Source organism: Lysinibacillus sp. PWR01 (assembly GCF_043359455.1).
GTDB lineage: Bacteria > Bacillota > Bacilli > Bacillales_A > Planococcaceae > Lysinibacillus > Lysinibacillus fusiformis_F.
Map to the genome: position 1 here is coordinate 272,382 of NZ_JBHERJ010000073.1, position 18,602 is coordinate 290,983.

General features: G+C 39.8%; 19 protein-coding genes and 1 riboswitch. Of the genes, 6 read left to right on the top strand and 13 right to left on the bottom strand.

Annotated elements, in window-relative coordinates; translation table 11 throughout:
• Positions 1-159: 159 nt before the first annotated feature.
• The 3 genes from fabF to ACEVFT_RS16050 form a co-directional block, all read right to left on the bottom strand.
• Positions 160-1,395 (bottom strand): beta-ketoacyl-ACP synthase II, encoded by a 1,236-nt coding sequence (gene fabF / locus ACEVFT_RS16040; RefSeq protein ID WP_393950704.1) that lies wholly within the window; start codon positions 1,393-1,395, stop codon positions 160-162.
• A 28-nt stretch (positions 1,396-1,423) separates the two neighbouring features.
• Positions 1,424-1,981, bottom strand: a complete 558-nt coding sequence (locus ACEVFT_RS16045) for a TetR/AcrR family transcriptional regulator (protein ID WP_393950705.1) — start codon at positions 1,979-1,981, stop codon at positions 1,424-1,426.
• Between the two features lie 80 nt (positions 1,982-2,061).
• On the bottom strand, positions 2,062-2,532 hold the full coding sequence (locus ACEVFT_RS16050) for a DinB family protein (RefSeq protein ID WP_393950706.1): 471 nt from the start codon (positions 2,530-2,532) through the stop codon (positions 2,062-2,064).
• A gap of 170 nt (positions 2,533-2,702) precedes the next feature.
• On the opposite strand from ACEVFT_RS16050, the gene ACEVFT_RS16055 reads away from it, so the two are divergent.
• Together ACEVFT_RS16055 and ACEVFT_RS16060 are read left to right on the top strand one after the other, a co-directional pair.
• Complete coding sequence (locus ACEVFT_RS16055) at positions 2,703-3,341, top strand: hypothetical protein (protein WP_393950707.1); 639 nt, start codon at positions 2,703-2,705, stop codon at positions 3,339-3,341.
• Between the two features lie 58 nt (positions 3,342-3,399).
• Positions 3,400-4,212, top strand: a complete 813-nt coding sequence (locus tag ACEVFT_RS16060) for a S1C family serine protease (RefSeq protein WP_393950708.1) — start codon at positions 3,400-3,402, stop codon at positions 4,210-4,212.
• Positions 4,213-4,265: 53 nt separating this feature from the next.
• Here the strand turns inward: ACEVFT_RS16060 and ACEVFT_RS16065 are convergent, their stop codons facing one another.
• From ACEVFT_RS16065 to ACEVFT_RS16075, 3 genes are all read right to left on the bottom strand, one after another.
• A complete protein-coding gene (locus ACEVFT_RS16065; RefSeq protein ID WP_342443639.1) occupies positions 4,266-4,757 on the bottom strand; it encodes a YkvA family protein in 492 nt (163 codons plus the stop codon).
• Between the two features lie 726 nt (positions 4,758-5,483).
• A complete protein-coding gene (locus ACEVFT_RS16070; protein WP_004230088.1) occupies positions 5,484-5,684 on the bottom strand; it encodes a cold-shock protein in 201 nt (66 codons plus the stop codon).
• 223 nt (positions 5,685-5,907) lie between these two features.
• Positions 5,908-6,264, bottom strand: a complete 357-nt coding sequence (locus ACEVFT_RS16075) for a DUF1033 family protein (protein WP_393950709.1) — start codon at positions 6,262-6,264, stop codon at positions 5,908-5,910.
• 51 nt (positions 6,265-6,315) lie between these two features.
• Here ACEVFT_RS16075 and ACEVFT_RS16080 point away from each other — a divergent pair, with 51 nt between their 5' ends.
• Together ACEVFT_RS16080 and ACEVFT_RS16085 are read left to right on the top strand one after the other, a co-directional pair.
• On the top strand, positions 6,316-8,043 hold the full coding sequence (locus tag ACEVFT_RS16080; protein ID WP_393950710.1) for a methyl-accepting chemotaxis protein: 1,728 nt from the start codon (positions 6,316-6,318) through the stop codon (positions 8,041-8,043).
• 45 nt (positions 8,044-8,088) lie between these two features.
• Positions 8,089-8,370 carry an acylphosphatase gene (locus tag ACEVFT_RS16085; protein WP_342534691.1) on the top strand — a complete coding sequence of 94 codons (282 nt, stop codon included), beginning with the start codon at positions 8,089-8,091 and terminating at the stop codon, positions 8,368-8,370.
• Between the two features lie 72 nt (positions 8,371-8,442).
• Here ACEVFT_RS16085 and ACEVFT_RS16090 read toward each other — a convergent pair whose 3' ends face one another.
• The gene (locus ACEVFT_RS16090) at positions 8,443-8,652 is read right to left on the bottom strand and encodes a hypothetical protein (protein ID WP_205443453.1); all 210 of its coding nucleotides are present in this window, start codon (positions 8,650-8,652) and stop codon (positions 8,443-8,445) included.
• A 383-nt stretch (positions 8,653-9,035) separates the two neighbouring features.
• Between ACEVFT_RS16090 and ACEVFT_RS16095 the strand changes: the two genes are divergently transcribed.
• Both ACEVFT_RS16095 and ACEVFT_RS16100 read left to right on the top strand, forming a co-directional pair.
• Positions 9,036-9,686 (top strand): 5-bromo-4-chloroindolyl phosphate hydrolysis family protein, encoded by a 651-nt coding sequence (locus ACEVFT_RS16095; RefSeq protein WP_004230101.1) that lies wholly within the window; start codon positions 9,036-9,038, stop codon positions 9,684-9,686.
• A complete protein-coding gene (locus ACEVFT_RS16100) occupies positions 9,683-10,750 on the top strand; it encodes a toxic anion resistance protein (protein ID WP_205443451.1) in 1,068 nt (355 codons plus the stop codon). Before ACEVFT_RS16095 ends, ACEVFT_RS16100 begins: the two co-directional genes overlap by 4 nt.
• Before the next feature lie 48 nt (positions 10,751-10,798).
• Here the strand turns inward: ACEVFT_RS16100 and ACEVFT_RS16105 are convergent, their stop codons facing one another.
• The 6 genes from ACEVFT_RS16105 to ACEVFT_RS16130 all read right to left on the bottom strand — a co-directional run bounded on the left by ACEVFT_RS16105 (position 10,799) and on the right by ACEVFT_RS16130 (position 18,582).
• Positions 10,799-10,996, bottom strand: coding sequence for a DUF6501 family protein (locus ACEVFT_RS16105; protein WP_016994029.1), 198 nt, complete (start codon positions 10,994-10,996; stop codon positions 10,799-10,801).
• A 264-nt stretch (positions 10,997-11,260) separates the two neighbouring features.
• On the bottom strand, positions 11,261-11,992 hold the full coding sequence (locus ACEVFT_RS16110; protein ID WP_205443450.1) for an amino acid ABC transporter ATP-binding protein: 732 nt from the start codon (positions 11,990-11,992) through the stop codon (positions 11,261-11,263).
• Between the two features lie 12 nt (positions 11,993-12,004).
• Positions 12,005-12,730, bottom strand: a complete 726-nt coding sequence (locus ACEVFT_RS16115; RefSeq protein WP_205443448.1) for an amino acid ABC transporter permease — start codon at positions 12,728-12,730, stop codon at positions 12,005-12,007.
• A 170-nt stretch (positions 12,731-12,900) separates the two neighbouring features.
• A complete protein-coding gene (locus tag ACEVFT_RS16120; protein WP_342443633.1) occupies positions 12,901-13,758 on the bottom strand; it encodes a transporter substrate-binding domain-containing protein in 858 nt (285 codons plus the stop codon).
• Between the two features lie 119 nt (positions 13,759-13,877).
• A riboswitch (Lysine riboswitch) is annotated at positions 13,878-14,064 on the bottom strand.
• A 341-nt stretch (positions 14,065-14,405) separates the two neighbouring features.
• A complete protein-coding gene (odhB, locus tag ACEVFT_RS16125; protein ID WP_205443445.1) occupies positions 14,406-15,665 on the bottom strand; it encodes a 2-oxoglutarate dehydrogenase complex dihydrolipoyllysine-residue succinyltransferase in 1,260 nt (419 codons plus the stop codon).
• Positions 15,666-15,756: 91 nt separating this feature from the next.
• Positions 15,757-18,582, bottom strand: coding sequence for a 2-oxoglutarate dehydrogenase E1 component (locus tag ACEVFT_RS16130; RefSeq protein WP_393950711.1), 2,826 nt, complete (start codon positions 18,580-18,582; stop codon positions 15,757-15,759).
• Positions 18,583-18,602: the final 20 nt, after the last annotated feature.

The following is an 18,602-nucleotide window of genomic DNA, read 5'->3' on the forward strand; positions in this document are numbered from 1 at the left end:
TATCATAAACATAAGTAATAGTACGAATTTCTAGTTATTTATCATAAGAAAAACTTATTGATTTACGCTCCTCCTTCTCTTAGCAAGATGATCGAACAAACGTAAAAAATGGTATGAACATCCAATTTCATACCATCCTTTTATCAACAATCTACTGCTTTATTCCTCATACTTTTTAAAGGCTAGCACAGCATTATGACCACCAAAGCCAAATCCATTGGATAAAGCGAAGTGGATGGATTGATGAAGCGCCTCATTTGGAACATAATTTAAATCACACTCGGGATCTGGCGTTTCATAATTAATCGTTGGTGGAATGATGCCATCCATTATACTTTTCAATGTAATAATGGCTTCGATTCCACCAGCTGCTCCAAAGAGATGCCCTGTCATTGATTTTGTGGAGCTGACCTTTAAGTGATAGGCATGGTCACCAAAAACGCTTTTAATAGCCTTCGTTTCAGATTTATCTCCCTCTGGTGTGCTTGTGCCGTGTGCGTTGATATAATCGACAGCTGATCCATCGATTTCGCCCATTTTCAATGCGAGCTTCATGGCATTGGCAGCGCCCGTAAAATCAGGTGCTGTAATGTGATGAGCATCGGTTGTGACACCATAGCCAACAATCTCACCAAGTATCGTTGCGCCCCTTTGTTTAGCGTGTTCATATTCCTCTAGGAACACAATGCCAGACCCTTCAGACATGACAAAGCCATCTCGCTCGCTATCGAATGGTCGACTAGCCTTTGTTGGCGCATCGTTTCTTGTGGACATGGCTTTCATACGAGAAAATCCAGCAAAGCTAAGTGGATTGATGGGTGCCTCCGCTCCACCTGCTAAAATACCATCCGCATAGCCATGTCGAATCGCTAGGAATGCTTCTCCAATGGCCTGGTTTCCTGTCGCACAGGCCGAAACAGGTGAAAAGCTTGGCCCTTTAAAGCCCGTTTTAATCGCTAGAATCCCAGCAGCCATATTGCTAATCATCATCGGTACCATAAACGGTGACACCTTTCTTGGCCCATTATCGAGCATAGCCTGATGATTTTCTAAAATCGTCTCAATGCCCCCGATACCTGAGCCAATGTATACGCCTAAACGCTCCTTATCCACCTGCTCCATATTTAAATTAGCTTGCGTCAGGGCTTGTTGGGAAGCGGCAACAGCATATTGTACAAATAAATCATACTTACTGATTTCTTTTTTATCCATATACTGCGTTGCATCGAAATCCGTGATCGCCCCAGCAATTTGCGTATTAATGCCGCTAAATGCCTCCCCTTGAATGTTTCGAATCCCTGATTGTCCTGCTTTTATATTCTCCCATAAGGCTGATACTGAATTACCTAATGGGGAAACAACACCATATCCAGTAACTACGACTCTTCGTACCATGTACATCGCTCCTTTTTGTTTTCGTTTTTTATTTTAACAATTCCTGTAATTGCGCCAGCATTTTGAGAAAGAACGCTTCTCCTAAAACGCGTTTGTATTGTAATGCCCCTTTCGTACTTGAAATAAGGAATACAGCTAGTGCCTCCAAATCATCAGTGGCTTGGAGGGCGCCCTGTTGTTTAGCATCTTTCAGTAGCTCCACAAAAACATCGATTTCCATTTGGCTAAGCTGCTGAAGCTTTTCTTGCATCGGTTGCGGTAATTCTTGATAGTCTGCCTGTAAAGCTGAGATAGGACAAACACCATCTTGCTCAAGGAATTTTACTCGCTGCATAATAAAGGCAAAAGGCTTTTCCTCAGCTGGCATAGTGGACTCTTTAATCAGTGTATAAGCCCCCACTAACCCTTGTTGAATTCTTTCGCAAACAGCGATCCCTAAATCTCCCTTCTTCTCAAAATGATAATGAATACTTGCCTTCGTAACGCCAAGCTCCTTTGCTAAATGCTCATAACTAAATGATGTGAAACCTTTTTCCTGAATATTCTTCAATGTTAATTCTATAATTTGCATTTTTCTATTTGTCATGGCTTTATACTAACTTACTAGTAGGTAAGTGTCAATTTAAAAAAGGCAGCAGATAAACGATATATCTGCCGCTTGCATGGTTATTGCATTTCCTTTGTTGGTCCCATCACACCAGGTACTGGTAAGCCTGCTTGACGTAGCAGGACCGTCATTTGTCCACGATGATGTGTTTGATGGTCAATTAATACACGTAATAAAGCCCCTTTTGGCATGGGCGCCGTAAAGCCATTTACTACCTCTAGTAAATCGTCATTCGAAAGCTTAGCCACTTCCTCTTTGATACCGTTTGCAACGCTTTCATAGGCTGTCACGATCTCAGCTGCAGTCGCTGGTACAGGATCTTCTTGACGAATCATTGGTACTTTTAACCCTGCTAGATAGCTAAAATAACCAGCCGCCCCAACTAAATGCCAACCTAACCAGCCAAGTGTACTATGACCCTCTACAATACTTTGCGCTAGCTTGTCATCTGTTAAAGCCTGTAATACTTGCAGTGTTCCCTTCGATGCATTTGACCATTCTTGTAAAAAATCATCTACTTGTCTATACATATCTTTGCCCCCCATTTTTAACTTCATTTCTATCATAGTTAATTTTCCATTCTGTTACAAGTTTCTAGTATGCAGTTTACATAATATTATTATTAGATAAACACCTCATTTCATTCGTATAACGCCCTCCATTCACGTATAATGAAAGAAAATAGCGAAGGAGTGTGCTTATGAGATACCATGTTCTCGTACTTTCTCTTGCATTTCTACTTGCTGGCTGTCGTGAAGAAGTCAAAGAAGAGCCTGTGCCATCGCCAACACCACCTGTGGAGGACAAGCAATCAGATGAACAAGATCAAACGTCACTTCTATCCTATTTTCCACCTGATGGATCCGTCGCCTCTTTTCAAGGGGAAGGAAATGAGTTTGCCAGCTTCACACTAAAAACAACCTATCTCGATACACAGCATATCGCGCAAATAGAGGATAATGGTGGTGTGACACTATTAAAAATCTATCGTATAACCGATGCAAGCATTGATCTTGTCTATCGAGAACCCGTTGACAGCAATCCAAGCATGCCAAGTGCAGCAGAGGCAGCTTCTTACCCTGTACTGGAAACCATACTTCAAAAGCCATTACAAGTCGGGATGAGCTTTCAAGGTTGGACCATTGAATCAACGACCGCCACTGTCGATACAGGCACAACGGTCTATCAAGATGTCATCCAGCTAAGCCGCTCTAAAGATCAAATGACGACAATCAAATATTTTGCAAAAGATATTGGCCTAATCCGCACAGAGGATACGATGGAAACAGAGCAAGATGAGCCATTTGTTGTGACATCAACCTTGCAAAAAATAGAATAATTGAATGAAAACAGGCGTCCTGCTTGGGCGTCTGTTTTTTAGCAAAGGAGGGCCATACATGAGTGATATACATAATGCAAAACCAAAGCAAGAAGACTTAACGGAAGAAGAATTTATTGAGCTTGTACTCGAGGAACAGCAAAAAGCATTGGCACAGGAGCGAGAAGAACGCATTCATGGAAAAAGGCCCAAAAAACAAAAGCCTTTTGTCCGCTGGATTGTGTGGGGCATGGCAATGGTGCTGTTTTTCAATACATTCGCCCTGATTTTTCAAATTTATTCCATACCTGCACTTGAATTTATCAAGGTTTCAACGAGACTCTCAGCACAAGAGGATATACAAACCTATAAAAAGGCAGTCGTTGAAATTTCGACAGGCTCCAGTAAAGGCACTGGTTTTGCCATCTCTCCTGATGGTTTGATTGTCACCAATGCCCATGTAGTAGAAAATGCCACAACATTATCTGTCGTCTTTCCAGATGAGGGGTTGATGGAGGCAACATTAATCGAGAGCTATCCAGCCGTAGATTTAGCCTTAGTACAAGTGGAAGCCGAGCAGCTCCCCTATCTCCCTCTTGCAGAAGAGCCACCTTACTCGGCTAATGAACATGTCTATTTTATTGGAAATCCACTTGCTTTTACGGGCATTGCTAATGAGGGGACATTGCTAGAATCCATTCAATTAGAGGATTGGCAGGAGCCTGTGATGATGCTAAAAGCACCTGTTTATCGTGGGAATAGTGGAAGCCCTGTCATCGATCAAAAGGGCGAGGTTATTGGGGTGATCTTTGCAACGATGAAATATGAGCCCATTGGTCGTGTCGGCCTGTTTGTACCTGTACAACAGCTCCGGAATTTATTAGAAAAATGAACCTGTTTATCACAGGTTCATTTTTTAGGGTGTTATGAGTTTACATAATATTATTATTGATCTTTACTCTCTTGCTTCACAAACTGAGCAATTGGCGATTTCACAGGAATTTTACTGACAACCTCATCACTCACTTCGGCCACCTTTTGCAGCACATGCAAAAGCTTGTCATCTCCTGTCCAATGCTTTTCTACTACATCTGGCCCCAATTTATTGATAATCGTATTTACCACAAAAGTTGCTAGCACTACATCATCTAAATAGCCACCAAAGCCCAATAGTCCTTCTGGCATTAGATCCATCGGCAACACAAAATACGCAATGGATGCCCCAATTAACGCACGACTCTTCTTATCCACACCCGCATCCGTTACGGTTTTAATTAATAAATGAAATAAATCAGGCACAAACATTAAATACGGTGTAAATTTATTACTTTTTCCCTTTTTCGATCCAAGAAACGCTACTAATTTTGTACGTAGTTTCTGATAAAAATCTTGCTGCTCCTGTTCATCAGGCAATTTTTCTTCATTCTTCAAATTCATCTGCCTCCTTCTATGATAACTATTCAGTATTTTAGCGGGACTACACGCTTCTATTACAGCTATCCCTCATTCTTGCAGTTCTAACCGCTTCTTTTATAGCGCTATCCTTCACTTTCGCAAGCTTATCCGCTTCTTTTACAGCTATCCCTCATTCTTGCAGTTCTAACCACTACTTTTGTAGAGCTATCCTTCACTTTTGCAAGCTTATCCGCTACTTTTACAGCGAACCCTCATTCTTGCAGTTCTAACCGCTTCTTTTATAGTGCTATCCTTCACTTTTGCAGTTCTAACCGCTTCTTTTGTAGAGCTATCCTTCACTTTTGCAAGCTTATCCGCTTCTTTTACAGCTATCCCTCATTCTTGCAGTTCTAACCGCTACTTTTGTAGAGCTATCCTTCACTTTTGCAAGGCTATCCGCTTCTTTTACAGCGATCTCTCATTCCTACAGTTCTAACCGCTTCTTTTATAGCGCTGTCCTTCACTTTCGCAGTTCTAACCGCTTCTTTTTTAGCGCTATCCTTCACTTTCGCAAGCTTATCCGCTACTTCTACAGCTATCCCTCATTCCTACAGTTCTATCCGCTACTTTATCGCTGCTATCCGCCACTACTATATATTTAACCTAAAATAGGATTTGTAATCCTTAAACTTTTAAATGATACAAAAAAGACATCCTATTTGCATAGGATGTCTTGGGTTTAACGAAAGTAGTTTTAATTACTGAGAATTAAAGTTTAGTTACGTTAGCAGCTTGTGGTCCGCGGTTGCCATCTACAACTTCGAATTCCACTTTTTGACCTTCGTCAAGAGTTTTGAAACCTTCGCCTTGGATAGCTGAGAAGTGTACGAATACGTCGTTTTCACCTTCAACTTCGATGAATCCAAAACCTTTTTCTGAGTTAAACCATTTTACTGTACCTTGTTTCATTTAAGAAAACCTCCAAAAAATAAAAGTGAACAATATGTAATTTCTTCAGCGAATGAAAAAAATTCACATATTACAAAGAGTACCGAACTAACGCGATCACTTTTTGTAATATGTGAATTCATGTTACCGGTGAAGCAATTAAATTGTTAACTTAAGTATAACTGCCATTCATAATTTTGTCAAATAAAGAAAAAATGTTTTTTTACTTTATTTCAAAATTATTTTACTTCTCCTCTATTTTACACGCAATTATTCCATGATATACTTGTGCATCATCATCGCAAGCCTCACAATAAAAGCTTTCATCCTCAGACCAAAAGGCCCAATACTGCTCTTCCTTCGTCGCCTCATTATCATAAGAGGAGCGGAAATGTGCTAATTTTTGCTGTAATGCACGTTCAAAGAGCTCCTTCGTATCAAATGTATCTTCTGTTTGAATATAAGCTTCCCAGCCTTCAAATTTCCACCAAGGCTCATAGTCCGCTTTCATGTAAATAATTGTATACATATTTGCCCATTCCTTGCTGTCATAAGATAGTTTCATTTTAGCAAACACAACTGAAATGTCTATTAAAACCACCTGAATTATGCTATTATTACCTTATTATACATACTTTTTGGAGGTATTTTTATGTTTTCAAGCATTCGACCTAAAGCAGAGCTAGAAGAGCTACTAAAACGTGGTACAGATTTACATGCAACAGGCCGATTTCACAAAACTCTGGCATTCAACCATTTCTCTTCACAGGATGAAGAGCACTTAAAGGCACTCTATCAAAAGCTCAAAGATATTACCCCTTCCATGAATGCCATTTTTCATCATTATTTAAGCGAGATATCCCCTACCTCTCAATTAACCATTAGTGAAGAAAATATTAATCAATATTTAACACAGTTTTTCTTAGGAACACGTGATGATCATTATGTAGACGAAACTGTCAAATTTTTCAATCTATTCCGCAAGCATCAATACGAGCCTGGTAAATTAATTGTTGTATTCAACCAATTTGCCTTCTACATTACTACATATATTTTATACAACTTTGGTATCAAGCCGAATAAAGCATTTCAATATATGAAATCATTCCAATCCGCTGTCAATGTCGATCAAGAGCTATTGGTGGAGGTGTTGACGGAGCGTATTATTGAAAATGTGGTAGGAGAAGTATCCTCTTTAATGGATGTCAATGCCAAAATTATGTACATGAAGGATTTAGTTTTTAGCCTAGATAAGCAAAATGAAGAAATCCAATCCTCTACAGCTGCTACAGAACAGATCGCCGCTTCTATCAATGAGGTTGCGCGCATGTCTTCTCATATATCTGAGAAAACAACCGAATCTGTTGACCATGCAACGAAAGGGAAAAACGCAATTGAGCATGCCTTATCGGAAATCTTTAAAACAGAAGAAACATTTACTTCCATTGTAGAATCATTTTCAGAATTGCAAAAACGGGTAAATGATATTGAGCAGGTTGTCACATTAATCAATCAAATCGCCGATCAAACCAACCTCCTCGCACTGAATGCCTCCATTGAAGCTGCGCGTGCTGGTGAACATGGGAAAGGCTTTGCGGTTGTTGCACAGGAAGTAAGAAAGCTTGCTGAAAACACGGTATCTGCGCTAAGTGAAGTATCTGCGAATGTCCATCATTTAAAGAGTTATTCCAATGATGTATCTAACTCGATTACTGATACTACAGCCATTATTAAAGAAGCAACCGTTGAAGCAAAAGATTCGTTACCATTATTAAATGCCATTGTTCAAGCGATTGAAGGTATTAATTTAGATGTGACAAATACGGCAGCCATTTCCCAGGAGCAAGCAGCCGCAATTGATGAAGTCTCAGCAAGAATGATCGAAATTTCAAGCTTACAAGAAGATATTCGTGATTATAGTCATAATACATCTAGCGATATTCATTTATTAGGGAAAGAAATTAACCGTTTCCGTAATGATCTCATTGCTAACAATAATGTTCAGCTTTCATCTATTGCTCTATTACAATTATCGAAGGCGGATCATATTTTATGGAAATGGCGCATTTATAACATGTTCCTTGGCCTAGAAAACGTTGATCCAAGCGATGTTTCTTCGCATCGAGACTGTCGACTTGGCAAATGGTACACAGCACCTCGTACAGTCGAACGTTTCGGTCATTTACAGGACTATCATGAGTTAGATGGCTATCATTTACGCGTCCATGAATCAGCGAAGCTTGCCGCTGAAGCCCATAAAACGGGTCATATCGAGCAAGCCGATGTGCATCTAAAAGAGGTCGATGAGGCATCTAAGCATGTGCTTTATTACATTAATAACTTAATTGCCTATTTAGAAAAAGAACGTGTCATGCAATAAAAGGAGAGGTTCATCCCTCTCCCTCATTAAGTAGGAGGTATTCCCTTGAACAAACGAGCAAGTATAAAATTTTTTGGTGATGTCTATGGCACAGGCTATCGTTTCTTCATCAAGCAAAAAGCGATTGAATTAGGGTTAAAAGGATACTGTCGATTGAATGACGCAGAGCAAATTGAAGTGGAAGTGGAGGGCTCAGAAAAGGCACTCAATGAATTCCTCCTTTTTGTCCAAAAAGGCGTTAGCCCCCAAGCCGATTCCAATTCATTTTCATTAGAACTATCCGACGATTTAAAAGGCTATATACGTATGGAGTCAGACATTGTTTAATGTCTGGCTTTTTAAATGTCTTTAAAAACACATTTAAAAAGTCATGCTCGTAGGAACATGACCTTATGATTATTATTTGATTTTTATTTTCTGAATCGCAGCAACAAATATTGATTCGTCCGTGATTTTCACATATTGATTTTTAGATTCCTTCATATACCCTTCTTTGTTTAAATACGCTTTTAACTTTGATTTTTTCTCAAAGACTTTTTCTTTCACTTTTTGCTCACTTACTTGATCATCAATGTTTTTAGTAATAGACACCAGAAAAATTTTCGACATGATCTATCCCCCTTTGTATCAGTTACGAATTTACTTGGAAAAAGTTTCATACAAGGCCTTCACTACTTCATTCTTTTGGATGAAGGCGCTCTTCTTAGATAATAAACCGCTCATCTCGATGCCGAAGCCGCTCATGGATCTCACTTAACCGCTCTCTCTGAGGCAGAAACCGCTCTTGAATTGAAAAAAAGCGATCTAAATGACTCCTTAAGAGGACAAAATCGACTAATTCATCGAAACAACTCACTTATTCTATGTATTATCATTGAGAAAGTTCACAAATAGCAGTAAAATTTATGTAAGGGATTAATTTTCAATGAAACTTTATGTCGATTATTTCGTATAAGAAGATAGACATATTGAAAAGCAAGGAGGATGAAACAATGCTTAGTGTCGGACAGTTTTTCTCTAGACATAGTGCCAGCTTTCTTATTTCGCTCACGACTGTTTCTATCGCAGCAATTGCGGCAAATCCTGGATTCTTCCTTGGTGGTTTACTGTTTGCGGGTTCCTATGCGACGAGTACAGCGTTGCTGAAACATAGACAAAAAAAGAAAGTCATGCAAATAGCAGGCATCACAAAAGAAGAATTCAAACACATTGAAACACAAGTATTAACAGCTAATAAGCATATTCAAACATTGAGTCAAAACTATTTACGTGTACGTTCTGTTTCTGCTTTTAAACAACTACTTGAAATGACGCGTATCTCAAAAAATATCGTCAAAATCGTCAAGACAGACCCACGTAAATTTTATAATGTGGAACCATTTTTCTATGCACACCTACCTTCTGCTGTGGAATTAACGGATAAATATACGATGCTTTCCAAGCAGCCAGTGAAGGATAAGGAAATTCAATTGACCTTATCCAAAACACGTGAAACCCTGACTGATTTGAATGATACGATTCAAATTGATTTAAAGGATGCGCTTGCTAATGATATCGATCATCTGCAAATGGAGATTGAATTCGCAAATCGTTCCAATCTTAGACGTAGAGAACAATTGGACTGGCGAGGCGATGATAAATGACAGCAAACGAACACGCATTTCAACTAAATACCATACCAGGGCTTTCTCCACTAGTCCAATCCTATTTAGAAACAACTCCACAAAACGAGGCGATGGCGACTTATGAAACGCTATCGCCTCTTGCGCAAAGTCGTGCATTACTGTATGCCAGTCAAATCAAGTTGACTGATTTTGAATCATTGCTGTCCCTTGGGCAAGATTCACAGCGAGCTCTGTCTCAATTTGCCGACCGCATGCTTGCTCAAGTAAAGCAAAAGGACGTCACAAAAATTGGTCAAATGCTCGATTCTTTAATGCAGACGTTAGATCGAGTAGACCCGACCGCTTTGGAACCGAAGAAGCAAACCTTTTTCAAAAAAATCTTTGGCAAAACCGAGCCTACTGTAAAGCAAACGCTAACAGAATTTGAACGTATTAGTATACAGGTGGAACGTATTGGTGTTCAGCTGGAACGTGCACAGCTTCAGCTGATAAAGGATGTTGAAAACTTAGAGGCGCTATATGCCCATAATCGAGGTTTTTTTGAGGAATTGGCAACAGCCATTGCCGCAGGACAAATGAAAAAGCAGCAAGCCATTGAGGTAGAGCTACCTGCACAAATAACAAGTGTCCAAGCAACCAAGCAGCCACTTGCGATCCAGCAATTAAATGACTTTGCTGCTCAAATTGAAAGACTGGATCAACGTATTTACGATTTACAAGTATCACAGCAAGTCGCCCTGCAAACAGCTCCTCAAATCCGTATGATTCAGCAGGCCAATCAAACGTTAGCAGAAAAAATCGAGTTTTCTATCGTTACCTTGATTCCACTCTGGAAAAACCAACTGGCGATGATGCTGTCCATGCATATGGATCATCATTATGCACGTTTAGAGGAACGATTATCACAGGCCCATGATCGCTTCTCTAGTCCCTCGTTTGAACAGCAAGTTTCGAAATTTAAAGAAACACAGCAAGAGCTGCAAACAGCGATTAAAGATGTATTTGCCCTGCATACGGCAACTGAACAAGAGAAACAACAGCTACAGGATGTGGCGGGTGCTAGCAGCTATCGGCGAGATTAACGAAAAAATGGGTGGCTCAGTAAAAGTTCTGAACCACCCTGTTTGTTTTTATTCAAAATAATCTTTATAGTAGCCACCGACATTACCTGTATTGTCGATGATAAAAATGAACTCTTCTGTTTCATTTTTCACTTCATATTCTTTCCCTACTGTTAATACGTTGGATACTAAGTATTTTGATGCATTTGTATGTTTGCAAGTAACCGTTCGTAATGTTGGCGCATCTTTCCATTTTAAATGTAACATATTCTCTCTACCTCTCTTTACTAGCAAAAGCTAATGTCTATTGCTTATTCTATAATATTTTTGGTCTTTTGTGGAGAAAAAAGAAATACTATACCTATTCTATCCAAAAAAAATGAAAATTTGAGGTGTTATGATGAGTTTTGGTGGTGTTCCGCAATGGTTTTTTATCATTGCTGTAGCATTCGCAATCTGCTTTGTGCTTTATGCAGAATGGAATTCTAGAAAATAAGTGAGTCCAACTGGTTGGACTCACCTTTTTTGTGCTTATTTTAAAGTACGCTTTAAAAATTCCTTCGTACGTTCATGTAACGGATTAACTAACACTTGTGCTGGAGGGCCTTCTTCGACAATTACGCCTTTATCCATAAAGACAACACGATCTGCCACTTCTTTGGCAAATTCCATCTCATGTGTCACGATGAGCATCGTATTGCCCTCATCTGCTAGCTGACGCATGACCTTTAATACCTCACCCACCATTTCCGGGTCTAATGCGGATGTTGGCTCATCAAATAGCATTACATCTGGATTCATCGATAAGGCGCGAGCGATGGCTACACGCTGCTTTTGTCCGCCTGAAAGCTGACGCGGCTTGGCATTCACATATTGATCCATGCCAACGATTTTCAAATATTTAAGCGCCGTTTCTTCTGCTTCTTTTTTCGAACGTTTTAACACTTTGACTTGGCCCACTGTGCAATTACTTATGACGTTGTGGTTGTTAAATAAATTGAACTGCTGGAACACCATGCCTAGATGTGTACGATATTCTTGAATATTGTGCTTTTCATCTAAGATGTCTTCCCCTTTATAAATAATTTGACCGCCACTTGGCGTTTCTAATAAATTAATGCAACGAAGCAGTGTGGATTTACCAGAGCCAGAGGAGCCAATTAAACAAACTACCTCCCCTTTTTCCACTTGGAAATTCACATCTTTTAACACTTGGTTACGTCCAAATGATTTACTTAAATGTTCGATTTTAATGACTGCCATTTGTGCGTCCCCCTATACGGCTTCTTTTTGTTCTTTTTGATAGGCATCAGGTCCATCTAGACGTTTTTCAACGTAAAGAAGAATGCGTGATGCGGTAAATGTCATGATGAAATAAAGAATACATGCAACAAAGAATGATTCGAAATAGCGGAAGTTGTTACCTGAAATTGATTTAGTTTGGAAGAATAATTCCGTTACCCCAATGACATTTAAAACGGCTGTATCTTTAATATTCATAATTAATTGGTTACCAGTCGCTGGTAAGACGTTACGCGCTACTTGTGGTAAGACAACGTGAATCATAATTTGGAAGTGATTCATACCAATTGCTGATGCTGCCTCGTATTGACCATTATCAATCGATACAATGCCGCCACGAACAATTTCTGCCATGTATGCCCCTGTATTGAGGGAAACGACTAAAATACCTGCTGTAATAAAGTGCATATCGATACCGAATGCGATATCTAATCCGTAGTAGACAACCATAGCCTGTACAATCATTGGTGTACCACGGAAAAATTCAACATAGCATGTCAGTATAAAATTAATGAGCTTTAAGCTATAAAATTTCACACCTTTTTTACGAACTGGAATCGTATGCATAATTCCGATGAAAAATCCGATAAATGCACCAATAATTGTACTAATACTCGAAATCAGTAACGTATAATACGCACCTCGTAAAAACATTTGCCAGTTGTTTTCAATAATTGAAAGTATCCATTCAAGACTCATGATGTTCCTCCTAACAATGTCATCTTGCTTGCTTATTTCTTTTGTGTCCTAGCTCTTTCTACCATTCTATGTTTTGTCACGCTAGGACATTATCATTATGTAGAGAGGTTCTCATTTTGATAATGATGAAATGATCATGCACGGACTAGCAACTAGCCCGTGCCTTGTCATTATTGTGCTGCTGGTTGTTGCGAAATAGCTTCTTCCATAATCGCTTGACGATCGTCTTCCGAAATGCCTTTTAGGACTTCATTGATTTTTTCACGATTTGCGTCGTCCTTACGTAAGCCTACAGCAATTGAAGTATTTGATGGATCTGTATCAAAACCTTCTTCAAATGCTACATATGTGAACTTATCGTTGGCAGCAGCAGCAGAAATACCCTCTGGACGTTCAGCTACATAGCCATCAATTTTACCTGCTTCTAAAGCCACACGCATTGCTGGGAAGCTTTCCATTGCCGTTTGTTTTTCTACGCCTTTGATTTGATCAATCACTGTGTAGTTTGATGTATTTAATTGTGATGTAATTTTAGCACCTGAGAAATCTTGAATCGATTTTGCATCTTCATATTTGCTACCTTTTTTAATAACCATCACAAAATCAGAAGTGTAATAGTTTTCTGTAAAATCAATTGTTTTCTTACGTTCTTCTGTTGGTGACATCCCTGCGATAATCGCATCAATTTTGTTCGATTGTAGCGCTGGCACTAATCCGTCCCACTCCATTTTAACAATGACTAACTCTTTGCCTAAACCTTCAGCGATTTTCTTCGCCATTTGTACATCATAGCCGCCTGCATACTCTGCATTATCCGCTATTTTCACAGCGCCATTCGCATCGTCTTGCTGTGTCCAGTTGAACGGTGGGTAGCCAGCCTCCATTCCAATTCGGAATTCACCGCCGCCTTCTTCTTTGTCAGCTCCAGCATCACCTGAACCGCCCTCTTTTTTGTCACTTGTGCCACATGCAGCTAGCACAATTGCCGTCATGATAGAGATCATTACTAACAACCATTTTCTTTTCATGAAAAACTCCCCTTTTCTGTAAAAAAATAAGACAACTGTACTAAAAAAGACCTAAGTATATTGAACTTAGGTCTTACCTTTTATGACAGTTGCCCAAATCCTCACTATAATTTCCATGTTTCCGAGATAGCACAACCTAGTAAATCTGGAAATCCATTTACTAGGACAGTCCTGCACTTATTCACTGCAGACCCAGTATAAAAGTACGAGCTCCTTTTATACTTCGGCGATATTTCCTTCTTCATTGCGTCTTCGCTTGCTTGTACTCTACAATGAACTAATAAATACCGCGCCTCTACCTCACTGGTAAATATTCGTGAGGTTTGTTTATTTAATTGATATTTAGATACTACTATAAAACTAATATGTTCGTCAAGACAGTTTTAACATTTTTCTGACTAATGACAATATTAGGGTATTGTGCGTTCCCTATCCATTTTAAATCGTTGAGCTTTCATCGATATTTCCGAAAATTACAACAAATTTTTATTAGAGCGTATATGCTCTCTGTGAGAAAAGTTGTGTTTATTTCTTTTGGCTCCTCTAAACGATATAACATTCGTACTCTTTCAAAAATAGAATCGGTCAAAACCTTTCGTCATGCACAAAAAAACCCTGCTGAACATTGTTCGCAGGGTTTAATGGCATTATGAATTTAATAATAAATCTTCAGGATTTTCGATTAATTCTTTAACTGTTTTTAAGAATCCTACAGAATCTTTTCCATCGATGATACGGTGATCGTAAGAAAGTGCTACATACATCATTGGACGGATTTGAACTTCACCATTTACGCCAACTGGACGGTTAACAATTGAGTGCATACCTAAAATACCAGCTTGCGTACCGTTCATAATTGGTGTTGACATTAATGAACCGAATACACCACCGTTTGTGATTGTGAATGATCCACCAGCCATGTCATTTAGGCCTAATTTTTTATCACGAGCTTTTGTCGCTAAGTTAGCGATATCTTTTTCGATTTCAGCGAAGTTTTTGCTGTTTGCATCGCGTACAACTGGTACGACTAAACCTTCTTCAGTTGATACAGCAATACCGATATCAAAGAAGTTATTTAAATGAATTTCATCGCCAGAGATTTGAGCGTTTACGTATGGGTATTTTTTCAGTGCTGCAACAACAGCTTTTGTAAAGAATGACATGAAACCAAGTTTGATGTCGTTTGCTTTCACAAACTCTTCTTGTTTACGTTTACGAAGTGCCATGATGTTTGTCATGTCAATTTCGTTGAATGTTGTTAACATTGCTGTTGATTGTTTCACTTCTAATAAACGTTTTGCAATTGTTTGACGACGACGGCTCATTTTTTCAATTGTTACACGGTCAGAATTAGCCGCTGGTGTGAATACTACTGGGCCACCTGAAGTTGCTACTGATGTAGGTGCTGCTACTGGTGCTACAGCTGGTGCTGTACCATGTGCTGCTACATCTTGTACACGTACGCGTCCTTGTGGATCTACTGGAGATACCGCTGCAAGGTCAATACCTTTTTCACGTGCAAGACGACGTGCTGCTGGCGATGCAACTACACGCTCACCAGAAGTTTCTTCTACTACTGGAGCCGCTGCAACTGGTGCAGGTGCTGCTTGTGGCGCTGCTGGAGCTGGAGCTGCTTCAGTTGGTGCTGCCGCTGGAGCTGCTGCTGCGCCTTCGCCTGCTTCTACTACTGCGATAACTTGACCAACTAGTACAGTATCGCCTTCTTCAGCTAAAATTTGTGTTAATACACCTGCTTCTTCAGAAATGATCTCAGCGTTTACTTTATCTGTTTCAAGTTCAACGATGAATTCACCTTTTTCAACGCGATCGCCCACTTTTTTTACCCACTGTGCGATACTACCTTCTGTAATCGATTCTGCTAATTCAGGGACTTTAATTTCAGCCACTTTCATTTCCTCCTTTGATTAACGTGCATGACGCACATAGAAGGGCTACTGCTTAAGGGCAAGTAGCCCAGTTTCAAAAATTGATATGTGATTATTTAACCTTTACTGACTCAGCAACCGCTTCTTCAATAAGAGCTGCTTGTGCTGCTTTATGAGAATCTGCATCTCCTTCAGAAGTTGAGCTCATTGCAGGACGACCTACATAGCGAAGCTTTTTACCTTCTGAAAGTGCATATAATGTTTCTAGTGCATAATTCCATGAGCCTTGGTTTTTAGGTTCTTCTTGTACCCAAACGATCTCTTTCACATTAGGATACTTAGCAATGATACCAGCAACTTGCTCTTTTGGGAATGGGTAAAGTTGTTCTACACGGATAATGTGTAGGTGATCGAAGCCTTCGCCGTCTTTCACGCGCTCTGCTATGTCGATCATCACTTTACCAGTACCTAAAACGATGCGCTCTACAGCTTCTGGTTTAGCGCCTAAGCCTGGTTGTTCAATCACTTCTTGGAATGAACCATTTGCTAATTGCTCAGCATTCGCCGCAGCTAATGGGTGACGTAATAATGATTTTGGTGATACGACTACAAGTGGACGTACCCCTTCTGTACCTAATAATGCTGCTTGACGGCGTAATAAGTGGTAGTAGTTTCCTGCATTTGAACAGTTCGCTACAAACCAGTTATTTTCAGCTGACATTTGTAAATAGCGTTCCATACGGCTTGAAGAGTGCTCTGGACCTTGACCTTCATAACCATGAGGTAATAGGATAACGAGTCCAGATTTTTGACCCCATTTAGAGCGTGCCCCTGAAATAAAGTTATCAAACATCACTTGTGCCATATTCGCAAAGTCACCGAATTGTGCTTCCCATACTGTTAGTACATGGCTGTTTTCTAGATTGTAACCGTACTCAAAGCCTACTACCCCAGCTTCAGTCAGTGGAGAGTTGTATACTGTAAAGGATGCGTTCGCACCAGAAATATGGTGTAGTGGTGTGAAGACATTGCCGTTGTTTTTATCATGTAGTACTAAGTGACGTTGAGAGAATGTACCACGTTGAGCATCTTGCCCTGTAAAACGTACTGGTGTACCGTCTTGGATAATCGTTGCATACGCTAACGTTTCCGCATGGCCCCAGTCAATTTTTGCAGATGCATAAGCATCACGACGTTTTTCTAAAATTTTACCAAGCTTTTTCTGTGGTTCGAAGTTTTCTTCAAACACTAAAAGCTCTTCATTGATTTTTTCTAAACGCTCCGCACCAACTGCTGTATCGATTTGTGGGAACTCTACTTTTAATTCTTCTGGCATTTCTAAATGATGATGATCATCTTTATCTGCCATTTCTTTGACATGGTCATAGGCTGCTTGCATTTCTGCATAGATCGCTGTATCTAGTGCCGCTACATCCTCATTAGATACAAGACCTTCTGCCACTAATTGTGCACCATATAATGCACGCACTGTTTCATGTTTAGATACTAATTTATATGTTTCTGGGTTTGTCACTGTTGGATCATCTGTTTCGTTATGACCATGACGACGGTAACCTACTAAGTCCACAATGATGTCTTTGCCAAATGTTTGACGGTAGTTCGCTGCAAAACGACCAACTTGTGCTACTGCCTCTGGGCTATCTGCATTGACATGGACTACTGGCACTTCATAGCCTTTTGCTGGGTCAGAAGAGTATACAGAAGAACGAGAATCATAATGTTCTGTTGTGAAACCGATCATATTGTTTGCGATAATGTGGATTGTTCCACCTGTTGTAAAGCCTTCAGTTTTAGCGAAGTTTAACACTTCCGTTACAATCCCTTGACCTGGGAACGCAGCGTCACCGTGCACAAGAATGCCTAAGCCTTTTGTACGATCGAAGGCAGGTTGCCCTGGTTTAGACGTATCATCTTGTGTGGCACGAGTAGCACCAAGTACGACTGGATTGCCCACTTCTAAGTGAGATGGGTTGTAAGCCAATTTCACATTCACACCAGATTCACGGTTGTAAGAAGCACCCATGTGGTATTTCACATCACCTGTCCAACCTTTTGTAATTTCAAGGCGGCCATGCTCTGGCATAAATAAATCATTGGAAACATGTGCAAAGTCAGAGAACATCATGTCATAAGGTTTATTTAAAATGTGTGTTAAAACGTTTAAGCGACCACGGTGTGCCATACCAATACGTACGTTTTTCACATTTTTCGCTTCTGCCGTTTTAATGATTTCATCAAATAGAACGATTTGCGTATCTAAGCCCTCACCAGAGAAACGCTTTTGCCCTACAAATGTTTTATGAATAAATTTCTCGAAATTTTCAACGCGAGTTAAACGATCTAATAGGGCTTTCTTTTCATCAGCAGATAATGCTTGTTTGAATGAGCCTGTTTCGATTTGCGCTTGAATCCAATCACGTTCTTCAGTAGCTACTACGTGACCATATTCAAATGCTACTTTATCTGTATAAATAGCTTTTAAATATTCGATTGCATCCTTACCATTTTTCACGTTTGCTGGCACATCTTTGAAGAAGATTGCTGCAGGAATTTCAGCTAAATCTGCAGCGCTTAAGTTGAACGCGCTTTCTTCAATTTGAGCTGTTTGTAGTTCACGGTTTTTCAGAGGATAAATATCTGCCGCTAAATGACCGCGTGAACGAATTGCATCTGCTAGTTTTACAGCGGCTAACACTTTTTTGTAATCGCCAGCAGGAGCCGCTGCTGTATGACTAGCTACAGCTACTTCACCTTCTACTACTACTGGTGCACCAAATTGTTGGAATAAAGAAACTAACTCCGGTTCTACTTCTTCAGGAGACTGTAAGAATAAGTCGTATTGCTCCATCACATATCCTAAGTTAGGACCAGAGAAAGCTGACCATGGAGAACTTACAGTTGTAACGTTGTTCGACATGAAAAATGACCTCCAAATTT